This window comes from Bariatricus sp. HCP28S3_A4 (assembly GCF_052066395.1).
In the GTDB taxonomy this organism is placed as follows: domain Bacteria; phylum Bacillota; class Clostridia; order Lachnospirales; family Lachnospiraceae; genus Allocoprococcus.
Genome location: NZ_JBQHSE010000027.1, coordinates 1 through 25,584 on the forward strand (window position 1 = coordinate 1; position 25,584 = coordinate 25,584).

The window sequence follows — 25,584 nt, forward strand, 5'->3', positions numbered from 1 at the left end:
GTTGGCAAATCCGCTCATCAATCCGAAGACGTGATGCGGACTGAACTAAAGTAAGGAAGAGTGTGAGCCAGCTGCCAAGAAAAGCCGCTATTGTTTGTACTGTACCCGTACCGTAAACCGACACAGGTAGGTGAGGAGAGAATCCTAAGGCCGACGGGAGAAGCATTGTTAAGGAACTCGGCAAAATGACTCCGTAACTTCGGGAGAAGGAGTGCCAGTGAGAGCTGGCCGCAGAGAATTGGCCCAAGCAACTGTTTAGCAAAAACACAGGTCTATGCAAAACCGAAAGGTGAGGTATATGGGCTGACGCCTGCCCGGTGCTGGAAGGTTAAGGGGAGAGGTTAGCGGAAACGCGAAGCTTTGAACTTAAGCCCCAGTAAACGGCGGCCGTAACTATAACGGTCCTAAGGTAGCGAAATTCCTTGTCGGGTAAGTTCCGACCCGCACGAAAGGCGTAATGATTTGGGCACTGTCTCGACAATGCACCCGGTGAAATTGAAGTACCAGTGAAGATGCTGGTTACCCGCGCCAGGACGGAAAGACCCCATGGAGCTTTACTCCAGCTTGATACTGGGATTCGGTATTGTATGTACAGGATAGGTGGGAGGCTAAGAAGTGGTTACGCCAGTAGCCACGGAGCCGCTGTTGGGATACCACCCTTGCAGTACTGGATTTCTAACCAGCAGCCGTGACCCGGCTGGGGGACAATGTCAGGCGGGGAGTTTGACTGGGGCGGTCGCCTCCGAAAGGGTATCGGAGGCGCTCAAAGGTTCCCTCAGAATGGTTGGAAACCATTCGAAGAGTGCAAAGGCAGAAGGGAGCTTGACTGCGACACCGACGGGTGGAGCAGGTACGAAAGTAGGACTTAGTGATCCGGTGGTATAAAGTGGGATTGCCATCGCTCAACGGATAAAAGCTACCCTGGGGATAACAGGCTTATCACTCCCAAGAGTTCACATCGACGGAGTGGTTTGGCACCTCGATGTCGGCTCATCGCATCCTGGGGCTGAAGTCGGTCCCAAGGGTTGGGCTGTTCGCCCATTAAAGCGGTACGCGAGCTGGGTTCAGAACGTCGTGAGACAGTTCGGTCCCTATCCGGCGTGGGCGTAGGATATTTGAGAGGAGCTGGCCTTAGTACGAGAGGACCGGGCTGGACCGACCGCTGGTGTATCTGTTGTCTTGCCAAAGGCATGGCAGAGTAGCCAAGTCGGGAAGGGATAAACGCTGAAGGCATCTAAGCGTGAAGCCCCCCTTAAGATGAGATATCCCTACGAAAGTAGTAAGACCCCTTGAAGACGACGAGGTAGATAGGGCAGAGGTGGAAGTGCAGTAATGCATGGAGCTGACTGTTACTAATCGGTCGAGGGCATAACCAAGATAGGTAGGATAGGAAGAATGGATGGAGAGATAAAACTTTGTATGTGGTTTTGAAGGTATATATACCTTTTAAGTAAGGCCCGATGGCTCAGTTGGTTAGAGCGCCGCCCTGTCACGGCGGAGGTCGTGGGTTCGAGTCCCATTCGGGTCGCTAGTTCTTACTCAAAATGTGAGAGCTGCCTCAGATTATTGATGAGGTATTAATGTTATGGGATCATAGCTCAGCTGGGAGAGCATCTGCCTTACAAGCAGAGGGTCATAGGTTCGAGCCCTATTGGTCCCATAGATATGCCGATGTGGCTCAATTGGCAGAGCAGCTGATTTGTAATCAGCAGGTTATCGGTTCGAGTCCGATCATCGGCTTTTTGGATGGATTCCCGAGTGGCCAAAGGGGGCAGACTGTAAATCTGTTGGCACCGCCTTCGGAGGTTCGAATCCTCCTCCATCCATTGTACATTTTATATGTACATTGAATTAAATAAATTATCGCGGGGTGGAGCAGTCTGGTAGCTCGTCGGGCTCATAACCCGAAGGTCGTAGGTTCAAATCCTGCCCCCGCAATTTCGCCCAGATAGCTCAGTCGGTAGAGCAGAGGACTGAAAATCCTCGTGTCGCTGGTTCGATTCCGGCTCTGGGCACTTGTCTACCAAGACAATTTAAACTGGATGGAGCATTAGCTCAGTCGGTAGAGCACTTGACTTTTAATCAAGTTGTCCGGGGTTCGAATCCCCGATGCTTCATTTTTTAGACCGTATTATTGTTTCTAACAGTAATGCGGTTTTTTCTTTATACAATGATAGTGATAGTAATTTGCAGGAAGGTAGGTAGTGAAGACAATGAAATCATCTGTAGAATTAGATAAGATGTTAATGAGTATTAACCGTAAAGGGTATCCTGCTTATAAAGAATTAAAAGAAAGTTATCAATTTGCGGGATTTGTACTTCATATTGACCATGTACAGGGAGACCCGTTTGCTGCACCTTCTAAGTTAAGCATTCAGGTGAAAAAGGATCAGGCTGGTTTTCCTCTTACTATGTATGATACAGATTATAAAAGGATTGCTCTTCAGGATCATTTGACCAGATTATTTACTAAGTCTGTTTCTTCTTATACGTTTCAGGCAAAGGGATCAGGAAAGAGTGGATTGATTGGTATCAGCAGATGTGGTCAGGAGATACTGGAGAGAACAGCATTTAAAATTGAGAATGGAGATCTATTGGTAAGGTTTGAAGTTGGCTTTCCGGCAAACGGACGGACGATTAATGCTTATGAGCTAAAAAAGATTTTATTTGAGTATCTTCCTGATGCTGTTAAGAAGTCATTATTCTATGAGAATATTAATAAGAATGAAGTTCGTCGGGTAGTTGAACTGGCAGAAGATCAACATACAATACGAGAAGAACTGATTAGGAGACATCTGGTAGCATTTGTGGCAAACGGGTCTGTTCTTCCAAGAGAAAGTGGTATTTCTCAAAGACCGATGAAAAATGCAGTGAAATTTCAATCACCTGCGAGTATGGAAGTTGAAATGAAGCTTCCGTATGCGGGACTTGTTAAGGGAATGGGAATCCCGAAAGGAATTACATTGATTGTCGGAGGGGGATATCATGGAAAATCTACTTTGTTAAAAGCTCTGGAACATGGAATTTATAATCATATAGCAGGCGATGGGAGGGAATATGTGATTACAGATGATACAGCTGTTAAAATCAGAGCAGAAGATGGTCGTGCAGTATCTCATGTTAATATTTCTCCATTTATTAATGATTTGCCAAATAAGAAAAATACCGTTGATTTTTCAACAGAAGATGCAAGTGGTTCAACTTCACAGGCGGCGAATGTTGTAGAAGCGGTTCAATCAGGAGCAAAAACATTATTAATTGATGAAGATACCTGTGCTACGAATTTCATGGTCCGTGATTGCCTTATGCAGACTGTTGTTTCGGGAGATAAAGAGCCGATTACACCATTTACCCTTCAGGCGAGGGAGTTAAATGAAAAGCACGGTATATCGATTGTTCTTGTTGCAGGAAGTTCGGGATCCTATTTTTATATTGCGGATAAGATTTTGCAGATGGATAATTATCAGACATTTGATATTACGGAAAAAGTCAAGAAAGTGATTGCAAAGGTTCCGGAAGATAATATGGAGGCAGAAACAAAAATTCCGATCAGTGTTATTTTTGATAAAGATAAATTTCGCAGGATTGCCAGATCGAAACGCCTTGATAAAAAAAGAGACCAGGTGAAAATCAAGCAGTTTGGAAAAGACAGTTTTTCAATTGGTAAAGATACTGTGGATTTGAAATATGTGGAGCAGATACTGGATTCGGAACAAACGACGACGCTTTCTCATTGTTTGAAATATTTACTGGAACAGATGGAGAGACAAGAACAGAATGTGGATGTGCTTGTGGAAAAATTATGGAATCAGCTTCGGATATGTGGATTAGAGTTTTTGTGTCAGGGAACGTATATCCCGTCCGGGATGGCTCAGATTCGAAAACAGGATATTTACGCATGTGTGAATCGTTATAGGGGATTGTTGTAAGAGTTATAAGGAGTTATTATGAATTATGCAGATTTTTTTCTGAAAAATCAGGCGAAAGAAAAAAAACACAGGAGACGCATTGCCGCATTTTTGGTTACAGTGCTTCTTCTTAGCAGTGCAATTCCTTTATATGGAAATGCGGAAGATACAAAGCCGGTTGATATGACGCAAAGTGAGCCTTCTCAGACTTCGGAAGCCGAAGAGGCAGCCACTCAGAAGGCGTACGAGATGACAGTAGATTCCAATGCATGGAAGGATTGGCCGGAAGGACCTAAGACATATGGTGAGGCCGGGATTGTGATGGATGCAGAGAGTGGAGCTGTCCTGTATGCGAAAAATATTGATGGAAAGGGCTATCCTGCGAGTATTACAAAAATTTTGACAGTATTGATTGCATTGGAAAATGGACAATTAGATGATAAGGTCACGGTGACAGACGATTGTATCAATTGTCTTGGATATGGATATGCTCACATTGGATTAAATCCGGGGGAAGAGATTTCTTTAAAAGACGCGCTGTATGCGGTTTTGCTCGCATCAGCAAACGAAGCCGCATATGCAATTGGTGAGAGTATAGGGGAGGGATATGACTGGTTCATACAGGAGATGAATTCCCGATGTAAAGAGTTGGGAGGTCTGAATTCCAATTTTGTCAATACCAACGGACTGGAGGATCCGAATCACTATACGACAGCAAGGGATATGGCGTTGATCACAAGGGAGCTTTTGAATAATCATCCGGAATTTGAGGAGATCTGTCAGACAATGCAGTATACGATTCCCGCAACGAATCTGACATCAGAAACAAGAACGTTTCAACAAAAGCATCAGATGTTTTATGAGGGAAATGAGTATTATGATGCGAGGGTCATTGCGGGAAAGACAGGCTATACAGATCTGGCATTGAACACTCTGGTTACTTGTGCAGACGATGGAAATCGAAGACTGATTTGTGTTGTTCTACGTACACATGGAAGAAATGTTTATTCAGATTCAGAGGCACTTTTGAATTATGGATTTGACAATTTCCAGAAGGTTAGTATTAAAGAAAGAGAGAAATCGGAAAATATTAAGAGTATCGATGAAAATGCATATGTGTTACTTCCTTCCGGTGTGGAATTTGAAAGTCTTGAGATGAAACTGATCCCTGATTCTAATGATAAAACGGCGGGAATCGTTGAGTATACTTATGACGGCCATCTGGTTGGGACGGCATCTGTCCAATTCAGTGCTGTGTATCTTGAAAAGAATGAACCGGAGATGAAGCCAGAAGAAAAGAAGGAAGAACAAAAAGAAAACAGTGTCTGGAAATGGATCATATGGATCGTTGCGGGGATTGTCATATTGGGAACCATCTTTTTTCTGTTTTTACTGGCTGTTGCTGTTAAAAGGAAGAAGAAAAGAGAGGCACAGAGGCGTCGCAGAATTGCCAGAAAGCGCAAAAGACAGCAGGAAGAAAGATATAGGCAGATGTCGGGGGAAAGAAGGCGAGAAATAAGCCGGAGAGATACCAGAGACAGATATGAACGATAACTATACAAACTGCGGAATTTTACAAGAAAAATCCGTCAAAAAGCTGAAAATCCAAGAAACCCTTGACTCGTCAAGGGTTTCTTTATTATAATAGCTACGTAAAAGAGAAAAACTATGACGAAGACAGTAGAATATATTTCAAAGACAAAGCGAATCGGTGATGGTGAGAGACCGGTGCGAGTAGGATATATTCGAATATCACTTCTGAGTTGCAGTCCCCGAAAGTGGTATATGAGTAAGGGATGCCGGTATTTCCTCCGTTATAGGAAACTCATATGTTGGTATGCAGTAACAGGTGGTTAACGATGCATAAGCTTTCGTCCTATTACAGGAGGAGAGCTTTTTTTATTATAGGATGTCAGCTAACCTATATTTATTTCACTGCGTATCTTATGGTGAAGAAACAGAAAAGGCTGAAGATTATGAAAGGAGTACTGACATGGCCAAGTACAAGAAAGTGTCAACAGATTTGAAGTTTGTTGACAGAGAAAAGGCAATTGAAAAATTCTGGGAAGATAATCATATTTTTGAAAAAAGTATGGAAAACCGGAAAGAAGGAGAGACCTATACCTTCTATGATGGTCCTCCGACTGCGAATGGAAAACCGCATATCGGACACGTGCTGACACGTGTTATCAAGGATATGATTCCGAGATACCGCACTATGAAGGGATATATGGTTCCTCGTAAAGCTGGTTGGGATACTCATGGTCTTCCGGTAGAGCTTGAAGTGGAAAAGCTTCTGGGACTGGACGGAAAGGATCAGATTGAAGAATATGGTCTGGAACCGTTTATCAACAAATGTAAAGAAAGTGTCTGGAAATACAAAGGTATGTGGGAAGATTTCTCAGGTACGGTAGGGTTCTGGGCGGATATGGAACATCCTTATGTAACTTACGATAATGATTTCATTGAATCCGAGTGGTGGGCTTTAAAGCAGATCTGGGATAAGGGACTTCTTTATAAAGGATTTAAGATCGTTCCTTACTGTCCACGCTGCGGAACGCCTCTGTCTGCACAGGAAGTAGCGCAGGGGTACAAGGATGTCAAAGAACGTTCTGCGATTGTTCGATTCAAAGTGAAGGACGAGGATGCTTATATTCTGGCATGGACGACAACACCATGGACACTTCCTTCCAATATCGCACTTTGTGTAAATCCGTATGAAGATTATGCAAAAGTAAAATGTGCGGACGGTAATGTTTATTATATGGCATGTGCACTTCTGGACACGATTCTTGGAAAATTTGCAGAAGAAGGAAAGCCGGCATATGAGATTCTGGAGACATACAAAGGACAGGATCTGGAATACAAAGAATACGAGCCGCTTTATCAGTGCGCATATGATTGTGCTTCAAAGCAGAACAAGAAAGCTTTCTTTGTGACATGCGATACCTATGTTACTCTGACAGATGGTACCGGAGTGGTTCATATTGCTCCTGCATTTGGTGAGGACGATGCAAAGGTAGGCCGGAAATATGATCTTCCTTTTGTACAGCTTGTTGATGAAAAAGGAAATATGGGAGAGACGACTCCGTTTGCCGGATTGTTTGTAAAGAAGGCCGATCCGGAAGTGCTGAAGGATCTGGAAAGCCGCGGACTTCTCTTCGATGCTCCGAAGTTTGAACACAGTTATCCACATTGCTGGAGATGTGATACACCGCTGATCTACTATGCGAGAGAATCCTGGTTCATCAAGATGACGGATGTCAAAGACGATCTGATTGCAAATAACAATACGATCAACTGGATTCCGGAAAGTATCGGTAAAGGGCGTTTTGGAGACTGGCTGGAAAATGTTCAGGACTGGGGAATCAGCCGTAACCGTTACTGGGGTACTCCACTGAATATTTGGGAATGTGAATGCGGACATCAGCATTCCATCGGAAGTATTGCTGAATTAAAAGAAATGTCAGATAATTGTCCGGATGATATTGAACTGCATCGTCCATATATCGATGAAGTAACGATCCGTTGCCCGAAGTGCGGAAAGCCGATGCACCGTGTACCGGAGGTTATTGACTGCTGGTTCGACAGTGGTTCTATGCCGTTTGCGCAGCATCACTATCCATTTGAAAATAAAGAATTGTTTGAACAGCAGTTCCCGGCAGATTTTATTTCAGAGGCGGTGGATCAGACAAGAGGATGGTTCTATTCTCTGCTTGCGATATCAACACTGATCTTCAATAAGGCACCGTACAAGAATGTTATCGTTCTGGGACATGTTCAGGATGAAAACGGACAGAAGATGAGTAAGTCAAAGGGTAATGCGGTCGATCCGTTTGAAGCTCTGGAGACATACGGAGCAGATGCAATCCGCTGGTATTTCTATGTGAACAGTGCTCCTTGGCTTCCGAATCGTTTCCATGGAAAAGCGGTTATGGAAGGCCAGCGCAAATTTATGGGAACTTTGTGGAATACCTATGCATTCTTTGTACTGTATGCAAATATTGATGATTTTGATGCAGCAGAATATACATTGGATTATGATAAATTGTCCGTAATGGATAAATGGCTGCTGTCTAAGCTGAATACTTTAATCAAAGTAGTGGATGACAATCTTGAAAATTACAGAATTCCGGAAGCTGCAAGAGCACTTCAGGATTTTGTAGATGATATGAGTAACTGGTATGTAAGAAGAAGCCGTGAACGTTTCTGGGCAAAAGGAATGGAACAGGATAAGATCAATGCGTATATGACCCTGTATACTGCACTGGTTACTGTTTCCAAGGTAGCAGCACCGATGATTCCGTTTATGACAGAAGAGATATATCAGAATCTGGTGAGAAGTCTTGATGAAACCGCACCGGAAAGTATCCATCTTTGTGATTTCCCGGTTGCCAATGATGCATATATCGATAAAAATCTGGAAGAAAATATGGATGAGGTCCTCAAAATTGTTGTTATGGGACGTGCATGCCGTAATACTGCAAACATCAAAAACCGTCAGCCGATCGGCAAGATGTTTGTAAAAGGAATTGGAGAACTTCCAAAATTTTATCAGGATATCATTACAGACGAGCTGAATGTGAAAAAAATGGAAATTACGGAAGATGTTCGTGCATTTACTTCTTATACATTCAAGCCGCAGCTTAAGACGGTAGGACCGAAATATGGCAAGCTGCTGGGGGGAATCAAGAACGCACTGAATAATCTTGACGGAAATGCAGCAATGGATGAACTGAACGCAAATGGTGTTTTGAAGCTTGATGTGAATGGGCAGGAGGTTGTATTGGCTACGGAAGACCTTCTGATTGATATGAGTCAGGCAGAAGGATATGTATCTGAGAGTGATTATGGAATTACGGTTGTTCTCGATACGAATTTGACAGAAGAACTTCTGGAAGAAGGTTTTGTAAGAGAAATCATCAGTAAGATCCAGACAATGCGCAAGGAAGCAGACTTCGAAGTAACAGATAAGATCAAAGTAACATATGACGGAAGCGAAAAAGCAGAGTCTGTATTTGAAAAATTTGCCGATGAAATCGGACAGGAGACTCTGGCGGTCAGCGTTGAAAAAGCTGTTCCGGCAGGTCATGTAAAGGAATGGAAGATCAACGGTGAAACAGTTAATCTGGGAGTAGAAAAGAACTAAAGCTTACGAAGGGAGAACATAATGTATAGTAAAAGATTTGAGAAAGAAGCATTTAAGAAAGAAGTAAAGCATAATGTGCGTACACTGTATCGTCGTGAAATCGATGAGGCAACACCACAGCAGATTTTTCAGGCTGTATCTTATGCAGTGAAAGAAGCAATTGTGGATGACTGGCTTGCAACACAGAAGACATACGAGAAAGAAGATCCAAAGACTGTTTATTATATGTCAATGGAGTTTCTGATGGGACGCGCACTTGGTAATAACCTGATCAATATGACCGCTTACAAGGAAGTAAAAGAAGCGCTCAATGAGATGGGAATCGATCTAAATGCAATCGAAGATCAGGAACCGGACGCAGCACTTGGAAATGGTGGTCTGGGACGTCTGGCAGCTTGTTTCCTGGACTCTCTTGCAACTTTGGGATATGCAGCATATGGATGCGGAATTCGTTATCGCTATGGTATGTTTAAGCAGAAAATTGAGAATGGTTATCAGGTAGAGACACCGGATAACTGGCTGAAAGACGGTAATCCGTTTGAGCTTCGCCGTGATGAGTATGCAAAAGAAGTTCGTTTCGGCGGAACGATCCGCGTTGAATACGACGAGAAGACAAAGAGAAATTACTATATTCAGGAAAACTATGAATCCGTACTTGCAATCCCGTACGATATGCCGATCGTTGGATACGGAAACCATGTAGTCAATACGCTCCGTATCTGGGATGCAAAAGCGATTACAGAATTTAAACTTGATTCCTTCGACCGTGGTGAATACCATAAAGCGATCGAACAGGAAAACCTGGCTAAGAATATCGTAGAGGTTCTGTATCCGAACGATAATCACTATGCAGGAAAAGAGCTTCGTCTGAAACAGCAGTATTTCTTCGTGTCAGCAAGTTTGCAGGCATTGATTGCAAAATATAAAAAGAAACACAGCGATATCCGCAAACTGTACGAGAAAGTTACGATTCAGATGAATGATACGCATCCGACCGTGGCAGTTGCCGAATTAATGCGTCTTCTTATTGACCAGGAAGGTCTGGAATGGGACGAAGCATGGGATGTCACCACGAAAACGGTTGCTTATACAAACCATACAATCATGTCAGAAGCGCTTGAAAAATGGCCGATCGACCTGTTCTCAAGACTGCTTCCGCGTGTTTACCAGATCGTGCAGGAAATCGACCGCCGTTTTGTAGAGCAGATTCGTCAGATGTATCCGGGTAACGAGAATAAAGTTGCAAAGATGGCAATCCTTCGTGACGGACAGGTGAAGATGGCACACCTTGCAATCGTTGCAGGTTACTCTGTAAATGGTGTTGCAAAGCTTCATACAGAGATTCTGAAGCATCAGGAACTGAGAGATTTCTATGAGATGATGCCGAATAAGTTTAATAACAAGACAAATGGTATTACTCAGAGAAGATTCCTTCTTCATGGAAATCAGCTCCTTGCTGACTGGGTAACCGCACATATCGGAGACGGATGGATCACCGATCTTTCTGAAATGGCTAAGTTAAAACCACTTGCTGATGATCCGAAGGCGAGAGCTGAATTTATGGACATCAAATATAAGAATAAAGAGCGTCTTGCTGCTTATATTCTGGAACACAATGGAGTGGAAGTTGACCCGAGATCTATTTTTGATGTACAGGTGAAACGTCTTCATGAATACAAACGTCAGCTTCTGAACATTTTACATGTTATGTATCTGTATAATCAGATTAAAGAACATCCGGAAATGCCGTTCTATCCGAGAACCTTTATCTTTGGTGCAAAGGCTTCCGCAGGATATATTCGTGCAAAACAGATCATCAAGCTGATCAACTCTGTTGCAGAAGTAGTAAATAATGACCGTTCTATCAATGGAAAACTGAAAATTGTCTTCATTGAAGATTACCGTGTATCTAATGCAGAGTGGATCTTTGCAGCTGCAGATGTCAGCGAACAGATTTCTACCGCTTCAAAAGAGGCATCTGGAACCGGAAACATGAAATTTATGCTGAACGGAGCTCCGACTCTCGGAACTATGGATGGTGCAAACGTTGAGATCGTGGAAGAAGTGGGAATCGAAAATGCATTTATCTTCGGCCTCAGCTCTGATGAAGTTATTAATTACGAAAACCATGGTGGATACAATCCGCAGGAAATTTATTTCAACGATTGGGAACTGAAGCGTGTGGTAGATCAGCTTATGGATGGAACCTATTCTCATGGAGATCATGAAATGTTCCGTGACCTTTACAACTCTCTGCTTAATACACAGGGAAGTCCGAGACCGGATATGTATTTCATTTTGAAGGATTTCCGTCCTTATGCAGAAGCGCAGAAGAGAGTAGAAGAGGCATATCGTGATACGGACCGCTGGGCAAGAATGGCACTCCTCAATACTGCAAGCTGCGGTAAATTCACATCTGACAGAACAATTCAGGAATATGTGGATGATATCTGGAAACTTGATAAAGTTACTGTTGAACCTGAAGAATAAGAATTCATAAATCAGGGAAACCTCTCATACAGTGGTATGGGAGGTTTTACTGTTATATGAAGAAATGGATCAGACAGGCAGGGTATTTTCTTGTTATTATGATACTTTTGCCTTATATTATAACGGTTTTTCTGAATGGAAGTCAAATGACAGCATCAGTCGGAACTGCTTCAATTTATGTGAAAGTAGAAAGAAATGAGAAGACAGTCAAACTGACGCTCGATGAGTATGGGATAGGCGTTTTGGCAAAAGAAATGGATGCGGATGCCGGTATGGAAGCGTTGAAGGCACAGGCAGTGCTGATTCGGACAAGTATCTGTAAAAGCATACAGGAAGAAGGAAGTGAAACGGTTCTAAAAAAGGGGTACTGGACAAGAAGTCAGATGAAGAGCAACTGGGGAGCCAGTGACTATGCAGAAAAATATGACCGTATTCAGGAAGCCTGGAATGACACGGAAGGGAAGATTTTAATTTACAATGGAATGCCGGCTCTTACACCGTATCATAAGCTCAGCAATGGGAAAACACGTTCTGCGGCAGAAGTTCTGGGAACGGAAGAATACCCGTATCTGCAGGTAAAGGAATGTCCCGCGGACGTGGAATCTGAGGATGCCATGACGACACAGATGATCCAGGGAACGGATATGGAGGTCACGGGAACGGACAGTGCTGGATATGTGACGGAAGTGCGTTGTGGGAAAGAAACCGTAAAAGGGGAGGCATTCCGGGATACATATCATCTCGCTTCGGCCTGCTTTACTTTGCAGGAATTTGACGGTCAGATCCGGGTCACTTCGAAAGGAATCGGGCATGGACTCGGAATGAGCCAGTATACGGCTGAACAGATGGCAGCAGACGGCAGTTCTTATCAGGATATTTTAAATTATTTTTTTGAAGGAACGACTCTGGAGGAAGTTGTTGAAATTGTCACAAGCACAGACATTTCATAAAAAAATGAATAAGGCTCTGTTTTTCTGGCAAAAATATTGTCAGAGGTGATAAAATATGAATAAGAAACAGCGACTTTCTCAGAAAGGGAAAAAACAGGCGGCTTATGCTCTGGCAATCTGTTTTTCAGCAGTCATTGCGATTACCGGAGCCTATACATGGAACAGCTACAAGGAGAAAACAAGCAAAGAACTGGAGCTCGCAAAGCAGGAAGAACAGGCAGAGACAGAGAAGGAGATGGCAGAGGCAGCTAACTCTACAGACGGAGTAGAAGCAAAGCAGGAAGATACTTCGGATGAAGCTTTGCCGGAAAATGAGACTGCGGAAGGAACTGAAGAAACCGAAAACACTGATTCGGTGACGGAGACGGCAGGAGAGACGGCACAGGTCTATTTTACAGAGTCGGACCAGCTTCTGTGGCCGGTCAACGGGAATGTGATGATGAGCTACAGCATGGATAAAACCGTGTATTTTCAGACGCTGGATCAGTATAAATACAATCCGGCAGTCATCATTGCGGGTGCAGTCAATGATAATGTTATTGCAGCAGCTCCCGGAATCGTAAAATCGATTGATGTACTTCCTCAGACAGGTACCACGATCACTGTGGATATGGGTAACGGATATGAATGTATTTATGGTCAGCTCAAAGAAGTACCAGTCTATGTCGGTGATTACGTGGAGGCCGGAACTGTACTCGGATATCTGAGTGAGCCGACCAAATATTACAGTGTTGAGGGATGTAACCTTTATTTCGAAATGCGAAAGGACGGTCAACCGGTGGATCCTATGGATTATATGGATCTGGAAGACTAAAGATCAAAAAGGATGAAGAAGGGCGGAACATTGCCGGAAAAATAGAAATCCGGAATGTTTCGTCTCTCTTTTGGAGACAGGCAAAATGAACTATACATATATCGTAAAATGCAGGGACGGAACGCTCTATACCGGCTGGACGAATGATATCGAAAAAAGGGTCCGGGCACATAATGAAGGGCGGGGCGCGAAATACACGAAGTCCAGACGACCGGTAGAACTGGTTTATATGGAGAAATTTCAGACGAAAGAAGAGGCTATGAGCCGCGAATATCATATCAAGAGAATGAGCCGGGAAGAAAAGAAACGGCTCATAGCAGAGTATGAACCGTCTCTTTCTGACAATAATTGTGATTCAATGGAGTAAATATCTACAATAATGAATACATTACAATGAAATGGCAGGCACTTCCGCCCATGACAAACAGGTGGAAAATCTCGTGGCTGCCAAAATTCTTGTGCTTGTTGTTAAAGATCGGGAGCTTTAATGCATAGATGATTCCTCCGATCGTGTAAATAATGCCGCCCGCAAGAAGCCATGCAAATTCGCTTCGGGTCAGATTGTTCAGAATCTGGCTGAAAGCAAGTACACAGGTCCACCCCATTCCGATGTAAAGAATGGATGAAACCCATTTCGGACAGTATACCCAGAAAGCTTTGATCAGAATCCCGATGGCAGCGATTCCCCAGATCAGGGCGAGCAGCATCATGCCGGCTCTGCGTTCCAGGACCAGCATGCAGATCGGGGTATAACTTCCGGCTATCAAGACAAATATCATCATATGATCTATTTTCTTTAATACGGTTGTAAGCTTCTCGGAGCAGATAAATGTGTGGTAGGTGGTGCTTGCGGCATACAGAAGGATCAGGCTCACGGCGTATATGGTGAGTGATATGAGATAGATCCGCTGTGGCTCGTGTGCCGCTTTGATGAGAAGAGGAACAGCTGCAAAAATTGCCATAAGCATTCCAATAAAATGGGTGATTGCACTTCCGGGGTCTTTGATATGTCTGGTCATAATGATTCCTCCCTTATTTAGTATATGACAACATATAAATAAACGTTAAAATGGTTATATTATTACATGTAGTTTTCGAAACTACATTAAGTATATGTGAATATTACACCTTTTATTCGGAAAATGCAAGAGGAAAATGTAAAATAAAAAAAGGGCTGGCAATTTGCCAGCCCTAAGAGTATTTCTAGTAATTTTCAACTTTTCTTTCAAAGTAAGCCTTCGGATGAGCACATACCGGGCATACTTCCGGAGCTTCTTCTCCGATGTAAATATATCCGCAGTTATTACATTTCCATCCAAGAGGAGCTTCTCCTTCAAATGTTTTTCCAGCTTTGTAGCTTTCAAGTAATTTGTTATAACGTCTTTCATGGGATGCTTCTACTTCTGCAACAAGCTCAAATTTGGCGGCCAGTTCTTCAAAGCCTTCTTCTCTTGCTTCCTCAGCCATACGTTTGTACATTTCTGTCCATTCATAATTCTCGCCTGCAGCAGCGTCAGCCAGATTTTCTTCTACATTTCCGATGCCATGGAATTCTTTGAACCACATTTTAGCGTGTTCTTTTTCCTGGTTAGCGGTCTCTTCGAAAATATTTGCCATCTGTACGAATCCTGCTTTTTTGGCAGCAGAAGCATAATAGGTGTATTTGTTGCGTGCTTCAGATTCTCCGGCAAATGCTGCCAGCAAATTCTGTTCTGTTTTTGTTCCTGCATATTTAGACATAATAAATTCTCCTTTTTATTCTTCCATTTATCTTAAAAAAAGGACTGTAGAAAGAAATCTACAGTCCTTAAGAGTTGCTAAATTATTTTAGCCAAAGTATCTCTTTAACAGACCTTCGAATGCTTTTCCGTGACGAGCTTCGTCTCTTGCCATTTCATGAACTGTATCATGGATTGCGTCAAGGTTAGCAGCTTTTGCACGTTTTGCAAGATCAAATTTACCAGCGGTAGCGCCGTTCTCAGCGTCAACTCTCATCTCAAGGTTCTTCTTGGTGCTGTCTGTTACAACTTCGCCTAATAATTCAGCGAATTTTGCAGCATGTTCAGCTTCTTCCCAAGCAGCTTTCTCCCAGTATAATCCGATTTCCGGATATCCTTCTCTGTGAGCAACTCTTGCCATTGCAAGATACATACCAACTTCGGAACATTCACCTTCAAAGTTTGCTCTTAAATCAGCAAGAATGTCTTCGCTAACGCCCTTAGCAACACCTACAACGTGTTCAGCAGCCCATTCTCTTTCGCCGGCCTGCTCTTTGAACTTCTCAGCGCCAACACCACAAACTGGACATTTCTCCGGTGCTGCTTCTCCTTCGTAAACGTAGCCACATACTGTACAAACAAATTTTTTCATGGTTGTAATCTCCTTTTCTTATTTATTTTTAACTTTAAATATCAGTAATAGTTACTGATATTAAGTTACCACAAATTATGAACATTGTCAATAGATATTGGAAAATTTAATCATCTTATCATAAATATTATTATGACTTGTGTGTGCAATCTCCGCAAATTCCATAAAAAATAATATCGTGTGAGTCTATACTGCCGTCAAAATTGCGGGATGCAAGTTCATTCAGATCTTCTATATTAATGCCCATGTCGATGAATTTTCCACATGATTTACAATAAAAATGGTAATGCGGTGAGGTATGGGCGTCAAAACGGACGGCCCCATCGGGGGTCGTGAGTTTGAGCACTTCACCCAAATCAGCCAGAAGATTCAAATTGCGGTATACAGTTCCAAGACTGATATTTGGAAATTCTTGTTTTACATACATATAAACAGAGTCGGCAGTCGGATGACAGTTAGTTGAACAAAGATATTCTTTGATGGCCTCACGTTGCCTGCTGTATTTTAAATTTGCCACATGAACTCTCCTTTCTTTGATAATGATAACAGTTATTAAAATTATAATATCCGAAAAAAGAAGTATTGTCAATAAAATTAAAATACACAAAATAAAAATATATAAAATTGAATAAAGTTCTGAAGAATGTAAATACTGTTAAAAGATATTGTAACAATTTGTAATAATTATATGCTTATTTTTCGAAAAAAGTAGAAATGGAAAATTCTTTGACGAAGAGAAATTTGGCTATTTGGTTGACAAAAGCATATGTGATTGATATAATATCAGCGTAACATATGTAACAATTCTGTAATATTTACAAAAGATAAGAATACATAAAGGAGGGAGATTTATGCATTCAAATCTTAGAAGAGGATTGTTCCTGGTTACATTGCTGGGAGCAGCATTCCCGGTAATGCCGGTGATGGCAGAGGACGTGGAGCAAATATCGTCCGGAAATATGCCGGGAGTTGGAATTGAAGCGGTGCTGAATGATTGCTATTCACAAAATAAAGAAATCAAAGTGGAAGATTATCTGGTGCCGTCAAATAAGGGTGAGTATTTAGATATGGCGTTTGCCGATGTCACTACCTTCTTATATATAAGGAGTCAGCCAACGAAAGAGAGCGAGTATGTCGGAAAGCTTTATCCGGGATATGCAGCGAAGATTATAGGGCCGGTCGGAGAGTGGACTGCGGTAGAATCCGGTGAGGTGACCGGGTATGTAAAGACCGAGTATATTACGATCGGACAGGAATCGGAGGAGCTTGCAGAAGAACTGGTGGAAAAAGCAGAAAGTGAAGGAAGGAAAGATCCATTTATTTATGCGGAATCCAGAGAGCAGGAAGAGGCAAGGCTGCAGGCTGAGGAAGAGGCGAAAGCAGAAGAAGAAGCAAGAGAGCGTGCTGCGGCGGAAGCAGCGGCTAAAGAGAAAGAATCAGACGGACAGGCAGTCGTCGCATATGCCTGTCAGTTCATAGGAAATCCCTATGTGTGGGGAGGCACAAGTCTGACGAACGGGGCGGATTGTTCAGGATTTGTTCAATCTGTATTTGCACATTTTGGAATTACCTTACCGAGAACTTCATACGAACAGCGAAGTGCGGGAGTCGGTGTAAGTTATGAGGAGGCAATACCCGGAGATGTGATTTGTTATGATGGGCACGTGGGAATCTATATAGGAAATGGTCAAATTGTAAATGCAATGAATCCGGCGCAGGGAATTGGAATCTCACCAGCCACTTATACGACCATACTGGCAGTCAGAAGAGTATTATAGACGAAGGTGTTTTAAAACAGTGTGAAAAGTCAGACAGAAAAATCCGGAATAAAAATTTCGGATTTTTTTTGTTTCAAATTTTGTGTCGAAATGTATGGGGAATTTGTATAAAGAAAGAAAATGATGTAAAAGTTATCCCAAATGAGTTATCCAAGTTATCCACGCTCAAAAGGCCAAAAAACGTGGAAAAAACGTAATGAAAGAAGAGTTATCCACGTTATCCACACAAAAACATATGTTTTTGGTGGACAACTTTGAATAAAAAACAGAACGGATGTTTTGGGTATAATTAATAAAAATCACATTTTGTCGAAAGAAATTGAAAAAATGATTGACTTTTAAGTAGTCAAAAAGAAGTGAAAATTGACTGCTCAATTTATCTGAATTGTATATATTTCGTACTCATATGTGCAAAACAGAAATAGGACATTATTATTGATAATTGAAATAATCGGTAGTATAATAAAAAATATCTGAGTGTAAAGACAGATCAAATCGAAGGAGGAATTTCTCATGAAAGAAGTAAATAAGAATATGACAATTGGTGAGCTGTTGAATGTTGCACCGGAGACAGCTCCGATTCTGATGGAAGTTGGAATGCATTGTCTTGGATGCCCGGGAGCTCAGGCTGAGACATTGGAAGAGGCAGCTATGGTTCATGGATTAGACGGAGATCTTCTCGTTGAAAAGATCAATGCTTTTCTGGCAGCAAATGCATAAGATGAGATAATAAAAGGGACACGGCGATTTGCTGTGTCCTTTTATTACTATAATATGGTATCTTATAAATTTCCAAGTGTCTGTACGGCATTCTGTGACGCAATAATCTCGCAGTGTTCTTCGAGAAATGCGAGGGAAGCTCCGGTTCCCGGTTCAGATGAACCATATTCGGAAAGCATATTGCAGATCCGGTTAAAGTCAACAGTATTATGTGCAGCTTGTGTAAGAGCCAAAATGTATAGATCATTTCGCTCATCTTTATATAAAGTGCTGGAACCTTCGTACATCTCGATGAGCAGATTGGATGCCTGAATAACGCCGTCGAGTGTGGCAAATGAGAAAAAGCGGATTGTGGGAACTTTTTCTTCAGGTTCTTTGGCTGCAGTAGTTTCAGTGGTATCTTTTGGTGCAACCGGCACATCTTCGGGAAGATCACTCATAGCATCTGTTACGTGGCGGAGCAGATCGAGAAATTCGTCTGCGCCTTCCAGTTTCTTCAGACGGTCGAGCATGGAATTCTTCTTCTTGTCAGGAGCTTCTCCAAGCGGGAGCGGTGAGAATTTGGAAAAACGGGTGTCCAGTTCTTCAGGATCTTCGACTTTGGTGATAATAAGCACGATAGAATCAGAAGAAGCAGGGATGGCTTCGATCATCAAAGGTATATTCTCAGCTTCAAAACCAAATTCATGTGCGGCTTGCTGCATCATGTCATGAAAAAGTGATTTTGCTTTCTCGGTGCCGTATGCCAGTTCGCTGAGCTTCAGTTCGCGCTCTGCCAGGTCGGCATGGGTCAACGTGCAGCGTATCTGGTTATCATTAATTTTCTCTATCTTCATGTTGTCATCACTTCCTATCACAATTAAAAGTTATAGTAAATCACTATTAGTATAAACAAAAATCGAAAAGATGTAAACAAAATTAAAAAAATACTTGAAATAAAATAAATGTTTTTTTATAATGGGGCTACAAGGAAATGAAAAATCATTATCTTAAAAATCTATTTCAAATTGACGGTACATTTTAATCCGTGATTTAGCGCATTTCGCACACAAGCGTCTAAAACCATGTAAGTCGTATCAGACAATTTATCAATCAAGACCTGAAAACAATATAGAGGAAAGCAATATCCGGCTGAAAGTGTTTCCTTGTCGTCGGAAAAAGCAGAAAAATAGTATATCACAAAAAACTTATGGTCGCTTTTTGCCGTAAAAAGATGCCGGGAAGATAGGGGGATTCATGGAAAACAATGATACAAATTATCAGGAACTGTTTACAGAATTGACAAAATATGAGCGATCCGGGATACGGATGCAGATTGACGGACTTCCGGCGAGCCCGCTGCAGATTGTATCTGCTCATATGGTCAGGGAAGACAGCAACTATATGCGTGATTATATCGTGGATGAAAATGGTATGGTACAGGAGCTTGATTTCTATAAAGTAAAAATAAAATGATGTTTTGGGGATTTTGAGAGCGTAAAACGCGGAAAAACCCGTAAGAATTATAAAATAATTATAAAAAAACACTGCAGAGCAGACCCCTCGGCTAAGTTTTTGAAATAGTTAATGAAATTTATACAAAAGAATAGAAATTATGATATAATTAGCACATACATGTGAGTTATATCATAGCCTTCTCAGGCTATGCCAATAAGCCATTAACAGGAGGTGCAGTGTGGACGAAAGACAGACAAGAAGCACAAGGTCAGGACGGGAGATTCCTTCTGATGCGGATATAAGATATAAGAAGTCAGGTACGACAGGCAGAAGAACTACACCGAAAGGTTCTGCTTCGGGGAATGCGGCGCGAAACCAGAGGAGGACAAACTCTGACAGAAGGCCGGCAGAACAGGCAGTACGAACACAGAGAAAAGTGGATCAAAGTGCAGCACAGGTGAGAAGAACAGCGGAACGTACAGAGGCAGAAAGCCGCAGAAGAAGTCAGGAGATGGCAAGAACCTCGAGTGGGAAGAATGCCAGAAGAAGGAAAAAAAAAAGAAAGAAGAGAATCAGCCCGATCCTTATCATTTTACTTTTATGTATTTTGGCAGCAGGACTTGTGGGCGGTGCCCTGATTTGGAATAAATATGGGCCGACCAAAGAAAAATATGATCTGAATGAGTATTTTGGCATTGAGTCCGAAGAACAAGTCGGAATTACTATTAATAATGAAGTAATCGAAGCCGGAGCAATGAGAGTAGACGGTCATCTTTATCTGTCCTATGAAGTGGTCAGAGATTATCTGAATGATCGCTTTTACTGGGATCCAAACGAAAATATTCTTTTGTATACCCTGCCTCGTGAAATGGTACGGGCAAGTGTAGGAAGTAAAGATTATACAATTTCAAAAGAAACGAAAAGTGAAGACTATGTCATTTTAAAAACGAACGGAAGCACAGCATATATTGCGGCTGATTTTGTGCAGCAATACACAAATATGGATTATCAGGTCTATGAGAATCCGGACAGAGTAATGATTGTCAATGAATTTGGTGAGACAACGACTGCTGTTCTTAAACGGGATACACGTATTCGTCTGAAAGGCGGGGCAAAGAGCCCGATTTTGACAGAGGTCAAAAAAGGTGACAAAGTGACCGTGATCGATCAGGTAGAGGGATGGAAAAAAGTGCGGACAGAAGATGGGATTATTGGTTATCTCAGAGCTTCTATGTTGCGTAAGGAAGCCACCGAGATTACATCCCGTGAGTTTACGGAGGAAGAGTTTACCAGCATTACTTCCGATAAGACGATCAACCTTGCATGGCATCAGGTGGCGAGTACTACAGCGAACAGTACAGTTCTTGAGACGATTGCAAATACGAAAGGACTTACTACATTGTCTCCAACCTGGTTTTCGGTTGCGGACAATAATGGAAATCTGAATTCCATTGCAAGTCAGGAATATGTTAATTATGCACATCAGTCAGGAATTGATGTGTGGGCGTTGGTAGATAATTTCGGTGATAATATTGATCAGATGGAGCTGCTCAGTCATACTTCAGCCAGAGAAAATCTGGAGAATCAGCTGATATCAGAAGCACTGAAAACCGGTATTGACGGAATCAATGTGGATTTTGAAAAGATACCGAAGGAAGTGGGCGAACATTATATTCAGTTTATCAGAGAATTATCTGTAAAATGCCGAATCAATAATCTGGTACTGTCTGTGGACAATTATGTCCCGAAAGGATACAATGAGCATTATCACAGAAAAGAACAGGGAATTGTTGCAGATTATGTGATCATTATGGGATATGATGAGCACTTCAGTGGCTCTTATGAAGCTGGTTCGGTGGCTTCTTATGAATATGTTAAAGAAGGAATCGAAGAAGCACTTAAAGATATTCCGGCTGAAAAGCTTATCAATGCAGTTCCGTTCTATACGAGACTTTGGAAAGAAGTTCCGAAGACGGAAGAAGAACTTGCAGAGCAGGAGGGCACAGAAGCTGCTAATTACCCCATGAAAGTGACCAGTGAGGCGATGGGAATGAAGGCAGCTGCCGCAAAAGTCAGCGAAGCAGGTGTGACTGCAGTATGGGATGATACTGTAAAGCAGAATTATGCAGAGTGGACAGGAGCGGATGGTGCGACCTATAAGATCTGGCTGGAGGATGCACAGTCTCTGGAAGCAAAGCTGGAACTGATGAAGGCAAATAAACTGGCAGGAACAGCTGCATGGAAGATCGGATTCGAGACATCTGATATCTGGGAATTGATCTTAAAGTATGTGAACTAAATCAGCGTGTTACGAAAGCCCCTTTTCGCATATATTGTAGAGATATGTGCGGGAGGGGTTTTTTATGCGTCAAAATAAGTTAACCGGAAAATTACCGACAAAATATCAGATCCTGATAAAAATAAAATGGATTATTGTACTCTTGCTGCTGTCTGCTGTTATTTATGGGAGCTATACCTTAAATCAGTATGTTTCGGGAAATCAAGTAAAAGGAGAAGAGAAAACAGAGGTCATACTGGATGCCGGGCACGGAGGGGATGATCCGGGAAAAGTCGGGGTTAATGAAGTATTGGAAAAGGATGTGAATCTTCAGATTACGATGAAGGTAAAAGAATGTCTGGAGAAGGAAGGTGTGACGGTAAAACTTACGAGGGAAATGGATGAGGGGTTGGAGACAGAAGGAGCAAAAAACAAAAAGGTTGAAGACATGAAGGCGCGGGTTCGGATGATCAATGAAATAAAGCCGGAACTCGTAGTTAGTATCCATCAGAACAGTTACCAGACTGAGGATGTAAAAGGAGCCCAGGTTTTTTATTACATCCATTCGCAAAAAGGGGAGGAAATGGCCAAAATTCTTCAAGAGGCTGTTAGAACAGTGGATCCGGAAAATCATCGTCAGGTTAAGGCGAATGAATCCTATTATTTATTGAAGCGGACGGAGGTTCCGACTGTGATCGTGGAGTGCGGGTTTCTGAGCAACTGGGAAGAGGCCGAGAAGCTGTCCAAAGAGGAATATCAACAGGAGATGGCGGAAGCGATAAGCAGTGGGATACTGGAGTGTCTTGGTAAAAATTAGTATGTCTGCTATGGGCTGTATTTGCATATTTAATTTGCCATGATATTCAGATAATGGTATAATAATTTTCATGGAAACGATAATAAAAAAGATAGATAGAAACAATATAGATCAAGAGAGTATTGAGCAGGCCGGAAGTATTTTGAAACAAGGCGGACTGGTTGCATTTCCGACGGAGACGGTTTACGGACTGGGGGCGAATGCGTTAGATGAAGAGGCGGCGAAAAAGACATACGCTGCAAAAGGACGTCCATCGGATAATCCACTGATTGTTCATATTGCGAGGCTGGAAGATTTAAAAGAAATCGTGACGGAGATTCCGGAGATCGTACAGGATATTGCAGATCATTTCTGGCCGGGCCCGCTGACGATGATTTTTCATAAAAATGACAAGGTTCCGCTTGGAACGACGGGAGGTCTGGATACAGTCGCAGTGCGGATGCCGGACGATGAGATTGCGAGGAAACTGATTCTGGCCGGAGGCGGATATATTTCCGCGCCGAGCGCGAATACGTCAGGAAGGCCGAGTCCTACGACGGCTCAGCATGTGGCGGATGATCTCTCCGGAAAGATTGAGATGATACTGGATGGAGGAAGTGTGGACATCGGGGTGGAATCAACGATTCTGGATCTTACTGTAAATCCGCCGATGATCCTGAGACCGGGAGCAATCACGAAAGAGATGCTAGAGGAAGTGGCAGGAGAGATTTCGGTCGACGAGACGCTGATTTCTGAGAATAGTACCAAAGCACCGAAGGCACCGGGGATGAAATACCGACATTATGCGCCGAAAGCGGATCTGATCATTGTGGAAGGAGAGCCGGATGAGTCGATCAAGGCAATCAAACAGATTGCGTATGAGCAGGTTCGTCTGGGGTATAAAGTCGGAATTATAGCGACGAATGAATCTATTGACCAATATACCACAGGAATGATCAAGAGCATCGGTTCTCGGGAAAATGAAAAGACGGTGGCGCGTAATCTCTACAAAGTGCTAAGAGAGTTTGACGAGGAAGAGGTCTCTTATATTTACAGTGAGGCATTTCCGGAGGCCGGAATCGGAACAGCGGTGATGAACCGTCTGGGAAAGGCGGCAGGGCATCATGTGCTGCAGGCATCGGATATTACACGTTTACAGAAGTACCGGCGGATCGTGTTTGTGAGCAACAGCGATAACTGCCGGGCGCCGATTGCTGCGGCACTTCTTAGGAGGCAGCCGCTTTTGCAGGAATATCAGATCCTTTCGAGAGGGATGATCGTTTTGTTCCCGGAGCCGTTGAATCCGCGGGCGGAAGAGCTGCTCAAAGCGCATGATATTGTGCTGGAAAGATTTGAGACCAGTGCGCTGGACGAAAAGATTCTCGGCGAGGACACGCTGGTTCTTACCATGCAGGAGAGTCAGAAGCAGAAGATCCTGAGTGAATATCCGGATGCGGGAGATGTCTATACTCTGGGGGAATATGTGGGAAATATGCAGGAGATCGCATCTGTTTACGGGCAGACCGAGGAGCAGTATGAAGAGATGTATAAATTGATACAGGAAAATGTTGTAAAACTTGCGGAGCGATTAAATAAGGAGGCAAAGAACAAATGTCAAACGTATACGTAATGGATCACCCGCTGATCCAGCATAAGATCAGCCATATTCGTCAGAAGGAACTCGGGTCGAAGGATTTCCGGGCCATGGTAAGTGAGATTGCCATGCTGATGTGTTATGAGGCGACGAGGGATCTGAAGCTGAAAGAAGTTGAAATTGAGACGCCGATCTGCAAGACGACCGGGAAGTGTCTGGCGGGGAAGAAGCTGGCAGTGGTTCCGATCTTAAGAGCTGGACTTGGCATGGTAGAAGGGATGCTGACGATGATCCCGGCTGCGAAGGTAGGCCATATCGGGCTTTATAGGGATCCGGAGACGCTGGAACCGGTAGAATATTATTGTAAGCTGCCGGCCGATTGCGAAGAACGAGAGACGTTTGTTGTGGATCCGATGCTTGCGACGGGAGGATCCAGCTCTGCGGCGATCCGGATGCTGAAAGAAAAAGGGGTAAAGAATATCCGCTTTATGTGCATCATCGCAGCGCCGGAAGGAATTGAGAGAATGCAGAAAGATCACCCGGATGTGGATCTTTATGTGGGAGCGCTGGATGAGTGCCTGAATGATCACGGATATATTGTACCGGGACTTGGGGATGCAGGAGACCGTATTTTTGGTACGAAGTAGGTGAGAAAAATGAGTGGAAAGAGAAATGATTATATTTCCTGGGATGAGTATTTCATGGGAGTTGCCATGTTATCAGGGAGAAGATCCAAGGATCCGAATACTCAGGTTGGATGTTGTATCGTAAGTGCGGATAATAAGATTCTTTCAATGGGGTATAACGGACTGCCGCGGGGATGCTCGGACGATGAGTTCCCGTGGGAGAGAGACGGGGATCCGCTGGAAACAAAGTATGTATATACGGTACACAGTGAATTGAATGCGATCCTGAATTACAGCGGAGGAAGTCTGGAAGGGGCAAAATTATATGTGTCGCTGTTCCCATGCAATGAATGTGCCAAGGCTATCATACAGAGCGGAATAAAAGAAGTTATTTATGACTGCGATAAGTATGCGGATACTTCTTCTGTGATGGCATCTAAGAGGATGTTTGACAGTGCGGGGGTGCGGTATCATCAATATCACAGGACCGGGCGAAAGATTGAAATTGAATTGTAAATGGATATTTCAGAAAGACATAACACTTTGAAGTATGTGTTGTGTCTTTTTTTTCGTGTTTTTCTGGAAGTTCAGGTAATAAAACAATGGGAGATGGTATATATTCAATTGAGGGACAGATTCTGTTTGAAGTGGAAATGCCCTGGCTCGAGTCGGGA

20 protein-coding genes, 7 tRNA genes and 1 rRNA gene are annotated in these 25,584 nt (G+C 42.9%); 23 read left to right on the forward strand and 5 right to left on the reverse strand.

Annotated elements, in window-relative coordinates; translation table 11 throughout:
* From ACTNBF_RS12600 to ACTNBF_RS12670, 15 genes are all read left to right on the forward strand, one after another.
* Positions 1-1,376 (forward strand): 23S ribosomal RNA (locus ACTNBF_RS12600); the annotation flags it as partial.
* A 78-nt stretch (positions 1,377-1,454) separates the two neighbouring features.
* A tRNA-Asp gene (locus tag ACTNBF_RS12605) sits at positions 1,455-1,528 on the forward strand.
* Positions 1,529-1,587: 59 nt separating this feature from the next.
* Positions 1,588-1,660 (forward strand) — tRNA-Val (locus ACTNBF_RS12610).
* A 7-nt stretch (positions 1,661-1,667) separates the two neighbouring features.
* Positions 1,668-1,740: transfer RNA gene (locus tag ACTNBF_RS12615), tRNA-Thr, on the forward strand.
* A 4-nt stretch (positions 1,741-1,744) separates the two neighbouring features.
* Positions 1,745-1,826 (forward strand) — tRNA-Tyr (locus tag ACTNBF_RS12620).
* A 38-nt stretch (positions 1,827-1,864) separates the two neighbouring features.
* Positions 1,865-1,938, forward strand: a tRNA-Met gene (locus tag ACTNBF_RS12625).
* Between the two features lie 4 nt (positions 1,939-1,942).
* A tRNA-Phe gene (locus ACTNBF_RS12630) sits at positions 1,943-2,015 on the forward strand.
* Between the two features lie 29 nt (positions 2,016-2,044).
* A tRNA-Lys gene (locus ACTNBF_RS12635) sits at positions 2,045-2,117 on the forward strand.
* 96 nt (positions 2,118-2,213) lie between these two features.
* On the forward strand, positions 2,214-3,929 hold the full coding sequence (locus ACTNBF_RS12640; RefSeq protein WP_441089409.1) for an ABC-ATPase domain-containing protein: 1,716 nt from the start codon (positions 2,214-2,216) through the stop codon (positions 3,927-3,929).
* 18 nt (positions 3,930-3,947) lie between these two features.
* Positions 3,948-5,462: a D-alanyl-D-alanine carboxypeptidase family protein gene (locus ACTNBF_RS12645; protein ID WP_441089397.1), complete on the forward strand. Its 1,515-nt coding sequence runs from the start codon at positions 3,948-3,950 to the stop codon at positions 5,460-5,462.
* Positions 5,463-5,901: 439 nt separating this feature from the next.
* Positions 5,902-9,057, forward strand: coding sequence for an isoleucine--tRNA ligase (ileS, locus tag ACTNBF_RS12650; protein WP_441089398.1), 3,156 nt, complete (start codon positions 5,902-5,904; stop codon positions 9,055-9,057).
* A 21-nt stretch (positions 9,058-9,078) separates the two neighbouring features.
* A complete protein-coding gene (locus ACTNBF_RS12655) occupies positions 9,079-11,547 on the forward strand; it encodes a glycogen/starch/alpha-glucan phosphorylase (RefSeq protein ID WP_441089399.1) in 2,469 nt (822 codons plus the stop codon).
* A 56-nt stretch (positions 11,548-11,603) separates the two neighbouring features.
* The gene (locus tag ACTNBF_RS12660; RefSeq protein ID WP_427808371.1) at positions 11,604-12,497 is read left to right on the forward strand and encodes a SpoIID/LytB domain-containing protein; all 894 of its coding nucleotides are present in this window, start codon (positions 11,604-11,606) and stop codon (positions 12,495-12,497) included.
* 55 nt (positions 12,498-12,552) lie between these two features.
* On the forward strand, positions 12,553-13,311 hold the full coding sequence (locus tag ACTNBF_RS12665; RefSeq protein WP_441089400.1) for a peptidoglycan DD-metalloendopeptidase family protein: 759 nt from the start codon (positions 12,553-12,555) through the stop codon (positions 13,309-13,311).
* A gap of 85 nt (positions 13,312-13,396) precedes the next feature.
* Positions 13,397-13,678: a GIY-YIG nuclease family protein gene (locus ACTNBF_RS12670; protein ID WP_427808375.1), complete on the forward strand. Its 282-nt coding sequence runs from the start codon at positions 13,397-13,399 to the stop codon at positions 13,676-13,678.
* A 4-nt stretch (positions 13,679-13,682) separates the two neighbouring features.
* Here the strand turns inward: ACTNBF_RS12670 and trhA are convergent, their stop codons facing one another.
* From trhA to ACTNBF_RS12690, 4 genes are all read right to left on the reverse strand, one after another.
* Positions 13,683-14,330, reverse strand: a complete 648-nt coding sequence (gene trhA, locus ACTNBF_RS12675) for a PAQR family membrane homeostasis protein TrhA (protein ID WP_427819434.1) — start codon at positions 14,328-14,330, stop codon at positions 13,683-13,685.
* Positions 14,331-14,514: 184 nt separating this feature from the next.
* Positions 14,515-15,051: a rubrerythrin gene (gene rbr, locus ACTNBF_RS12680; RefSeq protein WP_427808379.1), complete on the reverse strand. Its 537-nt coding sequence runs from the start codon at positions 15,049-15,051 to the stop codon at positions 14,515-14,517.
* An 87-nt stretch (positions 15,052-15,138) separates the two neighbouring features.
* Positions 15,139-15,681, reverse strand: coding sequence for an NADH peroxidase (locus ACTNBF_RS12685; protein ID WP_427808381.1), 543 nt, complete (start codon positions 15,679-15,681; stop codon positions 15,139-15,141).
* 130 nt (positions 15,682-15,811) lie between these two features.
* Complete coding sequence (locus ACTNBF_RS12690) at positions 15,812-16,198, reverse strand: Fur family transcriptional regulator (RefSeq protein ID WP_427808383.1); 387 nt, start codon at positions 16,196-16,198, stop codon at positions 15,812-15,814.
* 334 nt (positions 16,199-16,532) lie between these two features.
* On the opposite strand from ACTNBF_RS12690, the gene ACTNBF_RS12695 reads away from it, so the two are divergent.
* Both ACTNBF_RS12695 and ACTNBF_RS12700 read left to right on the forward strand, forming a co-directional pair.
* A complete protein-coding gene (locus tag ACTNBF_RS12695; RefSeq protein WP_441089401.1) occupies positions 16,533-17,459 on the forward strand; it encodes a C40 family peptidase in 927 nt (308 codons plus the stop codon).
* Positions 17,460-17,972: 513 nt separating this feature from the next.
* Positions 17,973-18,179, forward strand: a complete 207-nt coding sequence (locus tag ACTNBF_RS12700; protein ID WP_427808387.1) for a DUF1858 domain-containing protein — start codon at positions 17,973-17,975, stop codon at positions 18,177-18,179.
* 62 nt (positions 18,180-18,241) lie between these two features.
* Here the strand turns inward: ACTNBF_RS12700 and ACTNBF_RS12705 are convergent, their stop codons facing one another.
* Positions 18,242-19,015 (reverse strand): adaptor protein MecA, encoded by a 774-nt coding sequence (locus ACTNBF_RS12705; RefSeq protein ID WP_427808389.1) that lies wholly within the window; start codon positions 19,013-19,015, stop codon positions 18,242-18,244.
* Positions 19,016-19,415: 400 nt separating this feature from the next.
* Here ACTNBF_RS12705 and ACTNBF_RS12710 point away from each other — a divergent pair, with 400 nt between their 5' ends.
* The 6 genes from ACTNBF_RS12710 to ACTNBF_RS12735 all read left to right on the forward strand — a co-directional run bounded on the left by ACTNBF_RS12710 (position 19,416) and on the right by ACTNBF_RS12735 (position 25,426).
* On the forward strand, positions 19,416-19,634 hold the full coding sequence (locus ACTNBF_RS12710) for a hypothetical protein (RefSeq protein ID WP_427808391.1): 219 nt from the start codon (positions 19,416-19,418) through the stop codon (positions 19,632-19,634).
* A 493-nt stretch (positions 19,635-20,127) separates the two neighbouring features.
* Positions 20,128-21,915, forward strand: coding sequence for a glycosyl hydrolase family 18 protein (locus ACTNBF_RS12715; RefSeq protein WP_427819603.1), 1,788 nt, complete (start codon positions 20,128-20,130; stop codon positions 21,913-21,915).
* A gap of 64 nt (positions 21,916-21,979) precedes the next feature.
* Positions 21,980-22,711 (forward strand): N-acetylmuramoyl-L-alanine amidase, encoded by a 732-nt coding sequence (locus ACTNBF_RS12720; protein ID WP_427808392.1) that lies wholly within the window; start codon positions 21,980-21,982, stop codon positions 22,709-22,711.
* A 70-nt stretch (positions 22,712-22,781) separates the two neighbouring features.
* Positions 22,782-24,320 carry an L-threonylcarbamoyladenylate synthase gene (locus ACTNBF_RS12725; RefSeq protein ID WP_427819441.1) on the forward strand — a complete coding sequence of 513 codons (1,539 nt, stop codon included), beginning with the start codon at positions 22,782-22,784 and terminating at the stop codon, positions 24,318-24,320.
* Complete coding sequence (gene upp / locus ACTNBF_RS12730) at positions 24,302-24,931, forward strand: uracil phosphoribosyltransferase (RefSeq protein ID WP_427808396.1); 630 nt, start codon at positions 24,302-24,304, stop codon at positions 24,929-24,931. Before ACTNBF_RS12725 ends, upp begins: the two co-directional genes overlap by 19 nt.
* 9 nt (positions 24,932-24,940) lie before the next feature.
* Positions 24,941-25,426: a deoxycytidylate deaminase gene (locus tag ACTNBF_RS12735; RefSeq protein ID WP_427808398.1), complete on the forward strand. Its 486-nt coding sequence runs from the start codon at positions 24,941-24,943 to the stop codon at positions 25,424-25,426.
* Positions 25,427-25,584 lie beyond the last annotated feature (158 nt).

Bases quoted from the DNA above. Each gene is read 5' to 3' on its own strand.
- ACTNBF_RS12660 (WP_427808371.1), top strand. From the start codon at position 11,604: ATGAAGAAATGGATCAGACAGGCAGGGTATTTTCTTGTTATTATGATA.
- ACTNBF_RS12640 (WP_441089409.1), top strand. From the start codon at position 2,214: ATGAAATCATCTGTAGAATTAGATAAGATGTTAATGAGTATTAACCGT.
- ACTNBF_RS12670 (WP_427808375.1), top strand. From the start codon at position 13,397: ATGAACTATACATATATCGTAAAATGCAGGGACGGAACGCTCTATACC.
- ileS (WP_441089398.1), top strand. From the start codon at position 5,902: ATGGCCAAGTACAAGAAAGTGTCAACAGATTTGAAGTTTGTTGACAGA.
- ACTNBF_RS12720 (WP_427808392.1), top strand. From the start codon at position 21,980: ATGCGTCAAAATAAGTTAACCGGAAAATTACCGACAAAATATCAGATC.
- ACTNBF_RS12710 (WP_427808391.1), top strand. From the start codon at position 19,416: ATGGAAAACAATGATACAAATTATCAGGAACTGTTTACAGAATTGACA.
- ACTNBF_RS12725 (WP_427819441.1), top strand. From the start codon at position 22,782: ATGGAAACGATAATAAAAAAGATAGATAGAAACAATATAGATCAAGAG.
- ACTNBF_RS12715 (WP_427819603.1), top strand. From the start codon at position 20,128: ATGGCAAGAACCTCGAGTGGGAAGAATGCCAGAAGAAGGAAAAAAAAA.
- rbr (WP_427808379.1), bottom strand. From the start codon at position 15,051: ATGTCTAAATATGCAGGAACAAAAACAGAACAGAATTTGCTGGCAGCA.
- trhA (WP_427819434.1), bottom strand. From the start codon at position 14,330: ATGACCAGACATATCAAAGACCCCGGAAGTGCAATCACCCATTTTATT.
- ACTNBF_RS12645 (WP_441089397.1), top strand. From the start codon at position 3,948: ATGAATTATGCAGATTTTTTTCTGAAAAATCAGGCGAAAGAAAAAAAA.
- ACTNBF_RS12685 (WP_427808381.1), bottom strand. From the start codon at position 15,681: ATGAAAAAATTTGTTTGTACAGTATGTGGCTACGTTTACGAAGGAGAA.
- ACTNBF_RS12735 (WP_427808398.1), top strand. From the start codon at position 24,941: ATGAGTGGAAAGAGAAATGATTATATTTCCTGGGATGAGTATTTCATG.
- ACTNBF_RS12695 (WP_441089401.1), top strand. From the start codon at position 16,533: ATGCATTCAAATCTTAGAAGAGGATTGTTCCTGGTTACATTGCTGGGA.
- ACTNBF_RS12655 (WP_441089399.1), top strand. From the start codon at position 9,079: ATGTATAGTAAAAGATTTGAGAAAGAAGCATTTAAGAAAGAAGTAAAG.
- ACTNBF_RS12705 (WP_427808389.1), bottom strand. From the start codon at position 19,015: ATGAAGATAGAGAAAATTAATGATAACCAGATACGCTGCACGTTGACC.
- ACTNBF_RS12700 (WP_427808387.1), top strand. From the start codon at position 17,973: ATGAAAGAAGTAAATAAGAATATGACAATTGGTGAGCTGTTGAATGTT.
- ACTNBF_RS12665 (WP_441089400.1), top strand. From the start codon at position 12,553: ATGAATAAGAAACAGCGACTTTCTCAGAAAGGGAAAAAACAGGCGGCT.
- upp (WP_427808396.1), top strand. From the start codon at position 24,302: ATGTCAAACGTATACGTAATGGATCACCCGCTGATCCAGCATAAGATC.